The sequence below is a fragment of the Nocardioides ganghwensis genome (assembly GCF_014779655.1).
In the GTDB taxonomy this organism is placed as follows: Bacteria; Actinomycetota; Actinomycetes; order Propionibacteriales; family Nocardioidaceae; genus Nocardioides; species Nocardioides ganghwensis.
The window spans coordinates 28,943-42,957 of the sequence record NZ_JACXYX010000009.1; the positions used below are offsets into that span (position 1 = coordinate 28,943).

Annotated in this window: 13 protein-coding genes, 1 tRNA gene and 1 other RNA gene; 14 read left to right on the forward strand and 1 reads right to left on the reverse strand. The window is 72.9% G+C overall.

Annotated features, from left to right (window positions below):
- The first annotated feature begins 19 nt into the window (after positions 1 to 19).
- The 9 genes from IEZ24_RS12120 (at position 20) to tsaD (ending at position 9,877) form a co-directional block, all read left to right on the forward strand.
- The gene (locus IEZ24_RS12120) at positions 20 to 1,399 is read left to right on the forward strand and encodes a hypothetical protein (RefSeq protein WP_129454117.1); all 1,380 of its coding nucleotides are present in this window, start codon (positions 20 to 22) and stop codon (positions 1,397 to 1,399) included.
- A gap of 142 nt (positions 1,400 to 1,541) precedes the next feature.
- Complete coding sequence (locus IEZ24_RS12125; protein ID WP_129454118.1) at positions 1,542 to 1,853, forward strand: WXG100 family type VII secretion target; 312 nt, start codon at positions 1,542 to 1,544, stop codon at positions 1,851 to 1,853.
- 38 nt (positions 1,854 to 1,891) lie between these two features.
- A complete protein-coding gene (locus IEZ24_RS12130; protein WP_129454119.1) occupies positions 1,892 to 2,182 on the forward strand; it encodes a WXG100 family type VII secretion target in 291 nt (96 codons plus the stop codon).
- A 150-nt stretch (positions 2,183 to 2,332) separates the two neighbouring features.
- Complete coding sequence (gene eccD, locus IEZ24_RS12135; protein WP_129454120.1) at positions 2,333 to 3,715, forward strand: type VII secretion integral membrane protein EccD; 1,383 nt, start codon at positions 2,333 to 2,335, stop codon at positions 3,713 to 3,715.
- A gap of 15 nt (positions 3,716 to 3,730) precedes the next feature.
- The gene (locus IEZ24_RS12140; protein WP_129454121.1) at positions 3,731 to 5,149 is read left to right on the forward strand and encodes a type VII secretion protein EccB; all 1,419 of its coding nucleotides are present in this window, start codon (positions 3,731 to 3,733) and stop codon (positions 5,147 to 5,149) included.
- Positions 5,149 to 6,384: a S8 family serine peptidase gene (locus tag IEZ24_RS12145; protein WP_129454122.1), complete on the forward strand. Its 1,236-nt coding sequence runs from the start codon at positions 5,149 to 5,151 to the stop codon at positions 6,382 to 6,384. The genes IEZ24_RS12140 and IEZ24_RS12145 overlap by 1 nt, the downstream gene beginning before the upstream one ends.
- A 45-nt stretch (positions 6,385 to 6,429) precedes the next feature.
- Positions 6,430 to 7,497, forward strand: coding sequence for a sugar phosphate nucleotidyltransferase (locus IEZ24_RS12150; RefSeq protein ID WP_129454123.1), 1,068 nt, complete (start codon positions 6,430 to 6,432; stop codon positions 7,495 to 7,497).
- A gap of 51 nt (positions 7,498 to 7,548) precedes the next feature.
- Positions 7,549 to 8,850: a UDP-N-acetyl glucosamine 2-epimerase gene (locus tag IEZ24_RS12155; protein WP_129454124.1), complete on the forward strand. Its 1,302-nt coding sequence runs from the start codon at positions 7,549 to 7,551 to the stop codon at positions 8,848 to 8,850.
- A gap of 4 nt (positions 8,851 to 8,854) precedes the next feature.
- Positions 8,855 to 9,877 carry a tRNA (adenosine(37)-N6)-threonylcarbamoyltransferase complex transferase subunit TsaD gene (gene tsaD, locus IEZ24_RS12160; protein ID WP_129454125.1) on the forward strand — a complete coding sequence of 341 codons (1,023 nt, stop codon included), beginning with the start codon at positions 8,855 to 8,857 and terminating at the stop codon, positions 9,875 to 9,877.
- 60 nt (positions 9,878 to 9,937) lie between these two features.
- Here tsaD and IEZ24_RS12165 read toward each other — a convergent pair.
- Positions 9,938 to 10,023: transfer RNA gene (locus tag IEZ24_RS12165), tRNA-Ser, on the reverse strand.
- Positions 10,024 to 10,129: 106 nt separating this feature from the next.
- On the opposite strand from IEZ24_RS12165, the gene ffs reads away from it, so the two are divergent.
- From ffs to IEZ24_RS12190, 5 genes are all read left to right on the forward strand, one after another.
- An RNA gene (gene ffs, locus IEZ24_RS12170) (signal recognition particle sRNA small type) lies at positions 10,130 to 10,220 on the forward strand.
- Between the two features lie 57 nt (positions 10,221 to 10,277).
- Positions 10,278 to 12,395, forward strand: coding sequence for a DNA polymerase III subunit gamma and tau (locus tag IEZ24_RS12175; protein WP_129454126.1), 2,118 nt, complete (start codon positions 10,278 to 10,280; stop codon positions 12,393 to 12,395).
- A gap of 29 nt (positions 12,396 to 12,424) precedes the next feature.
- Complete coding sequence (locus IEZ24_RS12180; protein ID WP_129454127.1) at positions 12,425 to 12,811, forward strand: YbaB/EbfC family nucleoid-associated protein; 387 nt, start codon at positions 12,425 to 12,427, stop codon at positions 12,809 to 12,811.
- Between the two features lie 12 nt (positions 12,812 to 12,823).
- Positions 12,824 to 13,420, forward strand: a complete 597-nt coding sequence (gene recR / locus IEZ24_RS12185) for a recombination mediator RecR (RefSeq protein WP_129454128.1) — start codon at positions 12,824 to 12,826, stop codon at positions 13,418 to 13,420.
- Positions 13,417 to 13,998 (forward strand): DUF5063 domain-containing protein, encoded by a 582-nt coding sequence (locus tag IEZ24_RS12190; RefSeq protein WP_129454129.1) that lies wholly within the window; start codon positions 13,417 to 13,419, stop codon positions 13,996 to 13,998. Before recR ends, IEZ24_RS12190 begins: the two co-directional genes overlap by 4 nt.
- Positions 13,999 to 14,015: the final 17 nt, after the last annotated feature.

A 14,015-nucleotide genomic window follows, 5' to 3' on the forward strand; every position in this document is an offset into this window, starting at 1 on the left:
GCACGCGAAGGGGGAATCCGTGTCGGACGTCGCGATGTCCAGCCCTGCTGGGGCGACCATCCCGCTGAGCATCCACGGTCCTGCCGGGGTGCTCGACCTCGTCGTGCCCACCGGTGCGACCCCGGTCGACGTGGCGCGCGAGTACGCCAGGCAGGCCGCAGAGGTGGGGGACGCGACCGGCATCCCGCTGCTGCAGACCGCGCTCGGAGAGCGGCTCAACGCCGCCGTCCCGCTGGGGGAGGCCGGGGTGCAGGCCGGTGACGTGCTGGTCGCGACGACTGGGGTGCACCGCCCGCGCAGGGTGACCCTGCTCGAGGCCGCCAAGAACGCGCCCGAGACCCCCGAGCTCGCCTCGCTGATCGCCACGGTCGCCGCCCTCGTCGCCGCGCTCGCCGGCTGGTACGCCGCCCGCACGGGCGAGGAGACCGTACGCACCGTCGCGGTCGCGCTGCTGCTCGCCTGCGCCCTCGTGGGCGCGCTGCCGTTCGGTCGCCACGCGCGCCAGCGCGCGGCCGCCGCGCCGGCCTTCGCCGCGGCCGCCGCCTTCGCCGCGCTCCACGAGCCCGGCGTCCACCTGCTCCCCGCGATCCTCGGCGCGGCCGGCATCTCCGCAGCCGTGGTCGCCGGCATCGGTCGCGCCCTCGCGGTCGACGGCGACGAGGTCAGCACGGTGTGGATCGTCAGCGGCCTCACCGTCTTCGCCTGCTGCGCCCTGCCGGCCATGCTCGGCTGGGACGCCCGCGTCGCCTGGACGCTGCTCGTCCTCGGCTCGATGATGGCCGCGCGCTTCGCGCCCTCGCTCGCGGTCGACGTGCCCGACGACGCGCTGCTCGACCTCGACCGCCTCGCCGTCACGGCGTGGTCGGCCCGCGACAGCCAGCGCTCGGGACGGCGGGGCCGCATCGTCGTCTCCGCCGCCGCGATGGAGCGCCTCGTACGCCGGGCCTCCCGCATCGTCACGGCCGCGGCCGCGGCGATCCTGGTGACGGTGGTGATCGCCAGCCCGCTCCTGCTGCACAGCGCGAGCATCGACCTCGACCGCATCGGCGCCCGCTGCCTGGTGTTCTTCGCGGGCTGCTCGCTTCTGCTCGCTGCCCGCTCCTACCGGCACTCGGCGGCGCGTGCGCTGCTGCGACTGGCCGGGCTCGGCGCGCTGACGGCGCTCGCGATCCACCTCGTCGCCGGCCCGGGCGCCGGGCACGTCGACACCTTCTTCTACGTCGTGGTCGGTCTGGGCGTCATCGCGCTGGTCGCCGCCGTGGCGACGGGTCGGGGCTGGCGCTCGGTGTGGTGGTCGCGCCGGGCCGAGGTCGCGGAGTCGCTGTGCGGCAGCTTCGCCTTCGCCTCGGCGGTCGTCGCGGCCGGCGTCTTCCGCCGCCTGTGGGAAATGACGTCGTGATGTTTAGCCCCGATCTCGTCGGGTAGATGCCCGTCAGCGCGGGGGGCCGGGACGTCTCCCCGAGCACCGGACCACAGTCCAGTGGATCACCAACACACGAGAATCTCGGTCGGCTCGGCCGCCGAGGGAGAAGGATCTTTCCATGAGCGAGATGTACGGCCAGACAGAGAAGGCCCTCTCCAAGGGCGCCGACTTCGTCGACCAGGCCCGCGGCGACGTCAAGAACAAGTGCGGCGTCCTGTCCGGCAACATCCAGACGATGATGGGTGGATGGGGCGGCCAGGGCGCCACCGCGTTCAACAACCTCATGATCGCCTGGGACCAGAAGCAGGAGACCATCCTCAAGGCCCTCGACCAGCTCGCGGCCTCGATGAAGGAGACCGAGCGCGACAACGTCTCGACCGACGAGGCCCAGTCCGCCACGCACGCCAACCTCCAGGGCCGTCTCGGCTGACGCCGGCACCCGACATCTGAGATCTAGGAGATCGAGACATGACTTTCGACGGAATCAAGGTCCAGCACGGCAGCCTCGACGCCGGTGCCGCCGACGTGATGAAGGCCGCCAAGGAGATCGAGGCCCGCCTCGACCAGCTCGAGAACGACCTCAACCCCCTCAAGTCGGACTGGAACGGTAACGCCAAGATGGCGTACGACCAGGCCAAGGCCAAGTGGGACCAGGCCATGCAGGAGATGACCCTCCTGCTCCAGCAGGCCAGCCAGGGCGTCGACGCGTCCAACGCCGAGTACAAGGCTGCCGACGCTCGCGGTGCCAACCGCTTCTGAGCCACCCAGCGATCGCTCGAGGCCGGTCGTCCCTCCGGGGATGATCGGCCTCGCGGCGTCCCGGGAGCCGCTTTCGCCTAGGCTGCTCCCCGTTCAGTGCCCCGGCCCCTCGGGCGGGCGCAGGTGCACCACACACAGGGGGAAACACCAATGAGTCAGGGGTCCTCGGTCGCCTCGGGCCTGGTCCGGGTGACCATCGCCTCGGGGTCGCGCCGCGTCGATCTGGTGCTGCCGGGCTCGATCCCGGTCGCCGAGCTCGTCCCCGAGCTCGCCCGCTCGGTCGGACTCCTCGACGCCTCCACCGTCTACGGCGGCTACCGCCTGGTGACGCAGGAGGGCCGCATCCTGGCCAACGACGCAGGACTGACGATGCAGGGCATCGAGGACGGCGGCCTGCTCACCGTCACCGCCGGCGTCGACGACAAGGCGCCCCGTGTCTACGACGACGTGGTCGAGGCGATGGCCGACGTCGTCGAGAACGAGCTCAAGCCGTGGGAGGCCGCGGCCGGCCGGCGTACGGCGCTCGGTGCCGGCAGCATCCTGCTCGGCCTCGGCGCCCTGGCCCTCCTGCTCCGGGGCGAGAGCCTGCTCGGCGGCGTGGCCGCCGCGGTCATCGCCGCGCTGCTGGTCGTGGGGGGCATCGTGCTCGCCCGCGCCCAGCGCGAGCCCGAGGCCGGCGTGGTCGTCTCGCTGCTGGCCGCCCTCTACGCCGGCGTCGCGGGCCTGCTGCTGGCCCCCGGCGACCTGCCCGGCTGGACCTGGCCGCTGGACGACGCGTTCTTCACCGACCCGCTGCTCGTCGCCGGCCTCGGCGTCCTCGCGGTCGGCCTGGTCGCCGTGGTGGGCCTCCAGGACGGCCGGCCGCTGGTCATCCCCGCCATCGTCGTGGGCGCGGTCCTGGTCGCCAGCTCGGTCCTGATCCAGGTGGCCTCGCTCGAGGCCGACACCGTCTTCACGGTGCTGCTGACCCTCGTGGTGCTGGCTGGCAGCATCTTCCCGTGGCTCGCGCTCGGGGTCACCGGCACCAACGTCGACCAGCTCTACTCGCTGCACGACATCACCGCCGACCCCGACGAGATCGATCCCGAGGAGGTGGCCGGCGACGCCCGTACGGGCCACGAGATCCTGCTCGCGGTCTCCGCCACGGTCGGCACCCTGCTCGTCCTCTTCGCCCCCTTCGCGGTCGGCCGCGGCGTCTACGGCACGGTCCTCGCCGCCGTGTGCTGCCTGGCCGTCATGTTCCGCACCCGCCAGTACCGCACCGGTGCCGAGGTGCTCGCGGGCCTGGTCTCGGGCATCCTCGGCCTGGTCTCGGTCGCCCTCTCGATGCTCCTCATCCACGACGGCTGGCGTGCCGGCGCCGCGATCGGGCTGGCCGGCATCGGCGCCGTCCTGCTCTCGCTGACCCTCGTGCCGGCGTCGGCGTCCGTACGCCGTGGTCGGATGGGCGACATCGTCGAGACGATGACGCTCCTCGCGCTGCTGCCGCTGATGGTGCTGGCGGCCGGGTTCGTCTCCGCGGTGGCGGGCTGAGGCGGGCTGGTTTCGATGGCGACCAAGAAGGACCTCGTCGAGGCCCACGCCTTCAGCCGCCGCCGCCTGGTCACCGCGTTCGTCTCGGGAGCCCCCGGCGGCCGTGAGGTCGAGCCGGTGCGTCCCGGTCGGGTGCTGATCGGTGGGGTCGCGCTGTCCGTGCTGCTCCTGGCCGGGGCCGCGATCGCCGGCTTCCTGCTCGGCCGTCCGCCCGCGCAGTGGCTCGACAAGGGCAGCTTCGTCATCTCCAAGGACACCGGCGAGCAGTACGTCGTGCTCCGCGCCGGCGACGACCCCATGCTCCAGCGGGTCCCCAACTACGTCTCGGCCCAGCTCCTGCTCGGCGAGGACGAGCTGACCCCCTACACCGTGCGCGACAAGTACATCCGCACCGTGCAGCTCGGCCCGGACCTCGGCATCGATGCCGCCCCGGCGGGCCTGCCCGCCGCGGACGAGCTGGTCGACGACGGCTGGACCGCGTGCACCGGTGCCGGCGTCGGCATCAAGCTCGCCGTTCAGCAGACGCCGACCGTCGAGGACCTGGTCGAGTCGGCCTTCCTCGTCCAGAGCGACGGCGCCCAGTGGCTGATCGCCACCGCGCCCGCCGTCGGCAGCGAGCAGGGCACCGCCTACCGCTTCCCCATGCCGGTCGACGAGACGCAGGCCTCGACGCTGGGCAACCGGCTCGGCTTCGGCGCCTCCGCGACCGAGGTCGACGAGGCGTGGCTCAACCTCTTCCCGCCGGGCGACGAGCTGGAGCGCGGCTCCTTCGGGGTCACCCGTCGCGGCGAGCGGGTGCCCTACGGCAGCACCGGCACCGACCTCACGCGCTTCCGCATCGGCGACCTGCTGCTCTCCGACACCGGCGCCTACTACCTGCTCGGCGACGAGAAGCCGGAGCGGCTCAGCGACTTCGACGCGATGGTCTACGGCGTCGTGGGCGTGGCGGCGCGGGAGGTCCCCGAGGACCTCGCGGCGTCGTTCGCCGACCCCAAGACCCCCGCCGAGTGGCCCGACAGCGTCCCGCAGGCGATCGCCAACGGCGCGCTGTGCGCCGAGCTGCACCCCGACGCCCGGTCGACCGCGTCCTTCAGCCTGGCGACCAACCCGACCGGTGCGGCCGACCCGGCGGACGTACGGCAGGGACGTCACGCCGTCGAGGTGGAGCCGAGCGCCGGGGCCTACGTGCTCTCCGGATCGGGCGTGGCGGCCGACGCCGGCATGCCGTTCGTCATCGACACCAAGGGGGCCAAGTACGAGCTGATCGGCCCCGAGGTGCCGGACTACATCGGCTACGCCGACGTCGACCCGCCGCTGGTGCCGAGCTCGTGGCTGGAGTTCTTCGAGCCGGGGGTGCCGCTGTCCACCAACGCGGCGCGACGCGTGCCGGCGGACGCGCCCCCGCCGGAGGACTCGACGGCGGACGCCGGCTGATGGCTCGCTCGCTGCTGCGTACGACTGTCGCGGCCGGCGTGCTGGCCGCCTCCGTCGTCCCCGTGTGGGCCGGCCCCGCCGCGGCCGACCACCCCGCGCCGTGCCTCCCCGGCGAGGTCCCGGGCTCGGAGCGACTCGCCGACACCCACACCGAGGACAACCTCGCCTTCGACAGGATGCACGTCGAGCAGGCGCAGGAGCTCGCGACCGGTCGCGGCGTGAAGGTCGCGGTCGTCGACAGCGGTGTGGTGCCGGTCGACGGGCTCGCCCGGGTCGGAGGGGTCAGGATCCCCGGTGTCGCGGAGGCCTTCCTCTCCGGGCACGGCACGATCGTCGCCGGCCTGATCGCCGGTCCGCAGGGCGTCGCCCCCGACGCCGAGGTCTTCGACGTCAAGGTCTACGACGCCGACGACGCCGACACCGCCCAGGGCGAGCGGCCGGTGACGTCCGCCGGCATCGTCGCCGGGATCGAGGCGGTCATCGACGCCCAGCCCCAGCAGCAGTTCGACATCGTCAACATCTCCCTCGCGGTGCCCCAGTCGGACCCCAGGCTCGAGGCCGCGGTCGCCCGGCTGGTCGCGCTGGACCTGGTGGTCGTGGCAGCCGCCGGCAACGCCGACACCGACACCGACGACTCCGGGTTCAAGGGCACGCCCGACAGCGACGCCTCCGTCTATCCGGCCGACTACCCGGGGGTGCTCGCCGTCAGCGCGGCGCCGCCGGGTGACGAGAACCCCAGCACCTACGTCGTGCCCAACGCGGACACCGACGTCGCGGCGCCGACGCTCGGCGCGATCTCCGCCAACGCCACGGAGCAGGTGTGCGTGGTGGAGCAGGTGGCCACCTCGTGGGCCGCCGCCGAGGTCAGCGGCATCCTGGCGCTGCTGCGCGAACGCTTCCCGCGAGAGACGCCGGCCCAGCTCGTCGCACGCCTGCAGGCGACCACCGAGGGCTCGGGTGTGGCGCGCGCCGGCGAGGACGTGGTCGCCAACCCGTGGAACGGCGCGGGCGTGGTGCAGGCCCACGACGCGCTCACCCGGCTGATCCAGCCCGGTCGTCAGGGCCGGGTCGAGTCCACCGAGCGGGAGACCCGTGCCGACACCCAGGCGCCGCCGGCCCCCGAGCAGGTCGACCTGTTCACCACCCCGCGCGCGATCCTGCTGTGGTCCGGCCTCGTCGCCGGGTCGCTGCTGGCGCTGGCCGTGATGCTGCGCCCGCTGCTGCGGCGCTCGTGAGCCGTTGCCCCGACGCCGGTGGGCACGGCGTGGTGGAATCGAGGCATGACCGAGACCCCGGACGAGCCGATCGCCGTCATCCTGGCCGGTGGCCAGGGATCGCGGCTGTGGCCGATCAGCCGTGACCGCGCGCCCAAGCAGTTCCAGCCCGTCGTCCGCGACCGGCCGCTGCTCACCGGCACGATCGAGCGGCTGAGCGAGATCGTCGACCCGAGCCGGATCCACGTCTCCACCCGCGCGCGCTTCGCCGACGCGGCGCGCGCCAACCTCGGCCCGGTGCCCGCCGACAACCTCATCCTCGAGGAGGACCCCGCCGGTCCCGCGACGGCGTTCGCGCTCAGCATCGCGACCCTGTCGCACCGCTACGGCAACGCGCCCGCGCTGATCGCACCGTCGGACCACCTGATCAACGAGGAGGAGGCGTTCAACTCCGCCTCCCGCGACATGCTCGCCCAGCTCGAGGAGTCGCCCGAGTCGATGGTCGTCCTGGGCGCCGAGCCCACGCGCTACGACCCGAGCCTGGGCTACATCCACACCAAGGGCGGCGACGGGGCGGTGGAGGTCATCGAGTCCTTCCACGAGAAGCCCGACCTCGAGACGGTCGAGGAGCTCAGCGAGTCCGGCTCCCTCTACTGGAACACCGCCTGCTACGGCGTACGGGTGGGGCGGGCGTGCGACGCCTACCGGTCGGCGCTGCCGCTGATCTTCGACTCGATCGAGCGCTTCGCGCGCGGCCACACCTCCGACCTGGGCTACCGCGGTGCCGCCATCGGCGGGCACGAGATCTACCCGCTGATGTGGGCGGGGATGGAGTGCCTGGTCGTGCCGCGGCAGCTGGGGTGGACCGACGTCGGCACGTGGACCCGGCTGGAGCGGGTGCTGCACGACCAGCGGGTGACCTCCATCGGCCCGGCGCTCCAGCTCGACGCCGAGGACACCCTCGTCGCCAGCATGGACGGGCGGCCGGTGGTCACCCTGGGCGCGCGCGGCCTGATCATCGTCACGCACGAGGACGCGGTCTACGTGCTGGACAAGGAGAAGGCGCTGGACACCGGCACCCTGGACCGCCTCCGTTCGCTCCTGGCGGCCAGCACGCGCGAAGATCTCCTCTGAACCACGCACCACCTCCCCGGCCTGCTCCCCAGGCCTCCGTCGAAGGAACCCATGTCCCACGAGAACAGCCAGCACATCGTCGTCGTCGGCACCAAGCCCGACATCATCAAGCAGGCGCCGATCTACCACGAGCTGCGCGAGCGCGGTCACGACGTCGTGCTCTGCCACACCGGCCAGCACTACGACCACAACCTGTCGCAGTCGATGCTCGACGAGTTCGGGGTGCAGGAGGACATCAACCTCGAGGTCCGCGGCGGCGTCAACGACCTCGTGTCCGGCATCACCGCCAAGCTCGCCCAGTACCTGCGCGGCTTCGCCGAGCGCGGCGGCTTCCCCATCACCTACGTCCACGGCGACACCACCACGGCCATGGCGGGCGCGCTGGCCACCTTCGGCGAGCGCCAGGCGCTCGTGCACGTCGAGGCCGGGCTGCGTACGCTCTCGCCGCGACCCGAGGTGCTGCGCGGGTGGATCGAGCAGGGCGCCGACCTCGACTGGGCCTCGTTCCGCGACCAGTCGATCGACCGGGCGAGCTGGTCCAAGGGCAGCCGCGAGCCGTCCCCCGAGCAGTTCAACACCCGCGTGGCCGACGCCGGGTCCGACCTGCACGCCGCACCGGTCGAGCTCAACCGTGAGTTCCTCCTCGAGGAGGGGTTCGCCCCGGCGGCGATCGACGTCGTCGGCAACTCCGTCGTCGACGCGCTCGAGCAGGCGATCGCCGGCAGCGACAAGAACCAGGTGCTGGAGAAGTTCCCGCAGATGGGCGACGGCTCGTTCCTCCGCTTCTGCGTGCACCGTCGCGAGAACACCACCAACCGCGAGCGGTTCAACCTGCTCATGGACGCGATGGAGTCGCTGCTCGAGCAGGGCCACCACGTCCTGTTCATCCGCCTGCTCGGCACCGAGTCGGCCATCGACAACTTCGGGCGCCGCCAGTGGCTCGAGGACCTCGAGGCCAGGTACGGCGACGCGCTGATCTCGACGCCCGTGTGGGACAGCTACCTCGACGTGGTCGCAGCGATGTCGATGTGCGCGGTGATCGTGACCGACTCCGGCAGCATCGTGGAGGAGGCCAACGTCCTCGAGGTGCCGTGCGTGACCCTGCGCTTCGGCTCCGACCGGTCGGAGACGTTCCTCGCCGGCAGCAACTTCCTCGCCCCGCCCGTCGACAAGGACCTGATGACCAGCGTCATCCACCACGTCTTCGAGCACCGCGCCGAGCTGTCGTGGGAGCGCGTCTATCCCGAGAAGGCCTCGGCGATGCTCGTCGACGCGGTCGAGCGCCGCCTCGACGAGGGCAGCCTGCTGATCTCCGAGGAGTGGCGCTACGGGCTCGCGGCGAGGCTGCGCTGACGCCATGACCATCGTCCTCGGAATCGAGACGTCCTGCGACGAGACCGGCGTCGGCCTGGTCCGTGACGGCGTCCTGCTCGGCCAGGCGCTGGCCTCCAGCATGGAGGAGCACGTGCGCTTCGGGGGCGTCGTCCCCGAGATCGCGGCGCGCGCCCACGTCTACGCCATCGTGCCCACCATCCAGGCCGCGCTCGACGACGCCGGCCTGACCCTCGACGACGTCGGGGCCATCGCCGTCACCACCGGGCCCGGGCTGGCCACGGCGCTGCACGTCGGCGTGGCCGCGGCCAAGGCGATCGCCGCCGCGACGGGGCTCCCGCTCTACGGCGTGCACCACCTCGCCGGCCACGCCGCCGCGGACACCCTCGACCACGGCCCTCTCCCCGCGCGCAGCGTCGGCCTGATCGTGTCCGGCGGCCACACCTCGCTGCTGCACGTGCGCGACCTGACCCGGACGCCCATCGAGCACCTGTCCGACACCCTCGACGACGCCGCGGGGGAGGCCTTCGACAAGGTGGCACGACTGCTGGGGCTGCCCTACCCGGGCGGTCCGGTGATCGACCGGGTCGCCGCGGGCGGCGACCCGACCGCCGTACGCTTCCCGCGCCCGCTGACCGGTCGCAACGACTCCCGGCTCGGGTTCTCGTTCTCCGGCCTCAAGACCGCGGTCGCGCGCTACGTCGAGCGCACCCCGGACCTCGACGTCGCCGACACGGCGGCGAGCTTCCAGGAGGCCGTCGCCGACGTGCTGACCCGCAAGGCCCTGCTGGCCTGCCAGGACCAGCGCGTCGACACCCTCGTGATCGTCGGCGGGGTGGCGGCAAACAGCCGGGTGCGCTCGCTGGCGCAGGAGCGCTGCGACGCGGCCGGCATCGAGCTGCGCGTGCCGCGACTCGGCCTGTGCACCGACAACGGCGCGATGATCGCCGCCATCGGTGACCTGCTCGTTCGCGACGGTGCGAAGCCCTCGAGCCTCGACGTGACGGTGCACCCGACGATCGAGCTCCAGACCGCGCAGCTCGTCTGAGGCGGGCGTACGCACGCCGAAGGCCCCGCACCGGACTCGGTGCGGGGCCTTCGTCAGCGGCGGAGGTAGGGGGATTCGAACCCCCGAGGGCTATTAACCCAACCCGCTTTCCAAGCGAGCGCCATAGGCCACTAGGCGATACCTCCGCCGAGGAGAGTACCGGTCGGTCCGGTGGGCGGTGAAATCGCGTACCGGCGTCCGGGTCCGCCCCGGGTTTGGGCGGCCGTCACGGGCTCGCCTAGACTCCCCGGCAACCCCCCACGCGGCGTCACCTCGCCCAACTCCCCCAGGGCCGGAAGGCAGCAAGGGTAAGTGAGCTCTGACGGGTGCGTGGGGGGCCTCTTCATGTCCGGACCCTGCGCGGTGGTCGCTGTGGGTGGGCACGGTTAGGGTTCACGACGTGGAGTCACCGCTCGCGCTCTATCGCCGCTACCGGCCCGAGACCTTCCAGGAGGTCATCGGGCAGGACCACGTGACCGAGCCGCTGCGAGCCGCGCTGGCGGCCAACCGGGTCAACCACGCCTACCTGTTCTCCGGGCCCCGTGGCTGCGGCAAGACCACCTCCGCGCGCATCCTCGCCCGCGCGCTCAACTGTGCGCAGGCGCCGATCTCAGACCCGTGCGGCGAGTGCGACAGCTGCCGCGACCTCGCCCGGGGCGGCCCCGGTTCGATCGACGTCATCGAGATCGACGCCGCCTCCCACGGTGGTGTCGACGACGCGCGAGACCTGCGGGAGAAGGCGTTCTTCGCCCCGGTGCGCGACCGCTACAAGGTCTACATCATCGACGAGGCCCACATGGTCACCACGCAGGGCTTCAACGCCCTGCTCAAGCTCGTCGAGGAGCCGCCGCCCCACCTGCGGTTCATCTTCGCCACGACCGAGCCCGACAAGGTGCTGCCGACGATCCGCTCGCGCACCCACCACTACCCGTTCCGGCTGATCCCCCCGCGCCTCCTGAGCGACTACCTGACCCAGCTCGCCGGCGAGGAGGGCGTGGCGATCGAGTCGGCAGCGCTGCCGCTGGTGGTGCGCGCCGGAGCCGGCTCGGCTCGCGACACTCTCTCCGTGCTCGACCAGCTCCTCGGCGGTGCCGGTCCCGCCGGCGTGACCCACAAGCTGGCGAGCGACCTGCTCGGCTTCACGCCCGACTCGCTCCTCGACGAGGTGATCGAGGCGTTCGCCACCCGCGACGGTGCCGCGGTCTTCTCGGTCGTCGACAAGGTCGTCGAGACCGGCCAGGACCCGCGTCGCTTCACCGAGGACCTGCTGCGCCGGCTGCGCGACCTCGTCATCGTCACCGCCGTCCCCGACGCGCCCGCGACCGGTCTCATCGACGTCTCCGAGGACGCCGGCGAGCGGCTGGTGGCGCAGGCCGCCCGCTTCGGCGCGATCGAGCTGAGCCGCGCCGCCGACATCGTGGCCGCCGGTCTCACCGAGATGCGCGGCGCCACGGCGCCGCGGCTGCTCCTCGAGCTGCTGTGCGCCCGCGTCCTGCTGCCGGGGGCCGACCACACCTCCGACGGCGTGATGGCACGCCTCGAGCGGCTCGAGCGTCGGATGGACGTCACCGCCGCCCCGCAGGCGGCCGAGCCCCGGGCGACCGCACCTCGTGCGGCTGCGCCCCAGGCGGCGCCGCCACCGGTCGAGGCCACGGCGCCCGCGCCGGTGCCGGTGCGCGACGAGCCGGCACCCCCGCCGCCGATGCCGAGCGCGCCCGCGGGCGCCCCGGCCGCGGCGCAGGACGGTCCCCCGCCCCCGCCGCCGATGCCGACCGGCCCACCCGCCCAGCAGGCACCCGCCGCCCACCAGCCGCCGCCCGCCGACCCGGCTCCGGCCGCTGCCGCCGCGGGCCCCGACGCGCCGGTGGCCGAGCAGCCCGCCGGTCCCCGGGGCGGTCTGAGCCTCGTCGACGTACGCCGCCTGTGGCCCGACATCCTCGAGCAGACCAAGAACCGTCGCCGCCTCGCCTGGATGGTGCTCTCCCAGCACGCGCATGTCGTCGACGTCGACGGCAAGCGCCTGACGGTGGGCTTCGCCAACGCGGGCGCGCGAGACTCCTTCGTCAACGGCGGGTGCGACGAGATCCTGCGCCAGGCCGCGATCGACGTCGTCGGGATGGACTGGCGCGTGGAGTCGATCGTCGACCCCTCCGGTGCCGCTGCCGAGGCCCCCGTCGTACGCCAGGCCTCCACCGACGCGCCGACCGCCCCCGCGCCGACCGCCCCACCCCCGGAGACCCCCGACGGCCCTCCCGCCTGGGTCACCGGCGACGCGGCTGTGCCGACCGCCGAGCCCGCGCCTCCGGCCGCGCCACCCGTCTCCGCCGCCCCCGCGCGCGAGGCCCTCGAGGCGGCCCGCGCAGGCGGCGGCCCCGCTGAGCCGGCCGCGCCGGTGCACTCGCCCGACGACGACGCCGACCCCGACGACCCCGACGCCGAGTCGGCGGCCCTCGACACCGAGTCGTTGCTCAGCCAGACGCTCGGCGCGAAGCTGATCGAGGAGATCAGGAACGACTGACCCATGACCACCACCACGCGGGAGACCCGATGACCCAGAACCCCTTCGACGCCCTCGGCGGCGGCGGCTTCGACATGAACGCCCTGCTCCAGCAGGCCCAGCAGATGCAGCAGCAGCTCGAGGAGGCGCAGGCCGACCTCGCCCGGCAGACCGTCGACGGCACGGTGGCCGGCGGCGCCGTCACCGTGACCGCCAACGGTGTGGGCGAGCTGGTCGGTGTCACGATCCGCGCGGGCGAGTTCGACGGCACCGACCCCGACGACCTGTCGGACCTCTCCGACCTGATCGTCGCCGCCTACCGCGACGCTCGCGCCAAGTCCGAGGCGCTGGCCGGCGAGTCGCTCGGCCCGCTCACCGACGGCCTCGGCGGCGGGGCCGGCGGCGGTCTCGGCTTCCCGCCCCCGAGCCTGGGCTGAGGCGAACCCACCTTGTACGAGGGTGTCGTCCAGGACCTCATCGACGAGCTCGGCCGGCTCCCCGGCGTGGGCCCGAAGAGCGCGCAGCGGATCGCCTTCCACCTGCTGCAGGCCGAGCCCACCGACGTACGCCGCCTCGCCGACGTGCTCATCGAGGTCAAGGCCAGGGTGAAGTTCTGCTCCACCTGCTTCAACGTCAGCGAGGACGACCAGTGCCGGATCTGCCGTGACGAGCGGCGCGACCCGAGCGTGCTGTGCGTCGTCGAGGAGTACAAGGACGTCGTGGCGATCGAGCGCACGCGGGAGTTCCGCGGCCGCTACCACGTCCTCGGCGGGGCGATCTCACCCATCGACGGCATCGGACCCGACCAGCTCCACGTCAAGGAGCTCATGCCGCGCCTCGCCGACGGGACGGTCACCGAGGTCATCCTCGCCACCGACCCCAACCTCGAGGGCGAGGCCACCGCGACCTATCTCACGCGCCTGCTCCTGCCCATGGGGTTGCGCGTGACCCGCTTGGCGAGTGGACTGCCGGTGGGTGGAGACCTCGAGTACGCCGACGAGGTCACGCTCGGACGTGCATTCGCCGGAAGGAGAGCAGCCCAATGACAGACGCCGACCAGAGCCGGTTCGGCGAGCAGATCGCCGACTCCGTGGAGAGCTTCCTGCTCGCCCTGCGCGCCATCGCGCGCGAGGGCAACGGCGCGCAGGCGATCTCGCTGCTGCTGCTCGAGATCAGCCAGGTGCTGCTCGCGGGGGCCCGGCTGGGTGCCCAGACCGACTTCACGCCGCGCGAGGAGTTCCAGCCCGACGTCGGCCCGGAGGCCGACATCGACGAGCTGCGCCTGCGGCTCGCGGAGATGCTCGAGGACGTGGACGCCTACACGTTCGTCTTCGACCCCTACATCCCCGAGCTCGTCGAGAGCCGGCTCTCCGACGACCTCGCCTCGATCGCCATCGACCTCGAGAACGGCCTGCGCCACTTCCGCGGGGGCAACGTCGACGAGGCGCTGTGGTGGTGGCAGTTCTCCTACGTCAACAACTGGGGCAATCTCGCGGGGGCGGCGCTCAACGCGTTGCTGACGGTCGTCGCCCACGACCGCTTCGACACCGACTTCGAGGCCGACGCCGACGCGGTGGCCGTCGCCGATGAGATGCTCGAGGACGCACCTGCCGCCCGCCCGTAGAATCGTCGGTGGCCTGG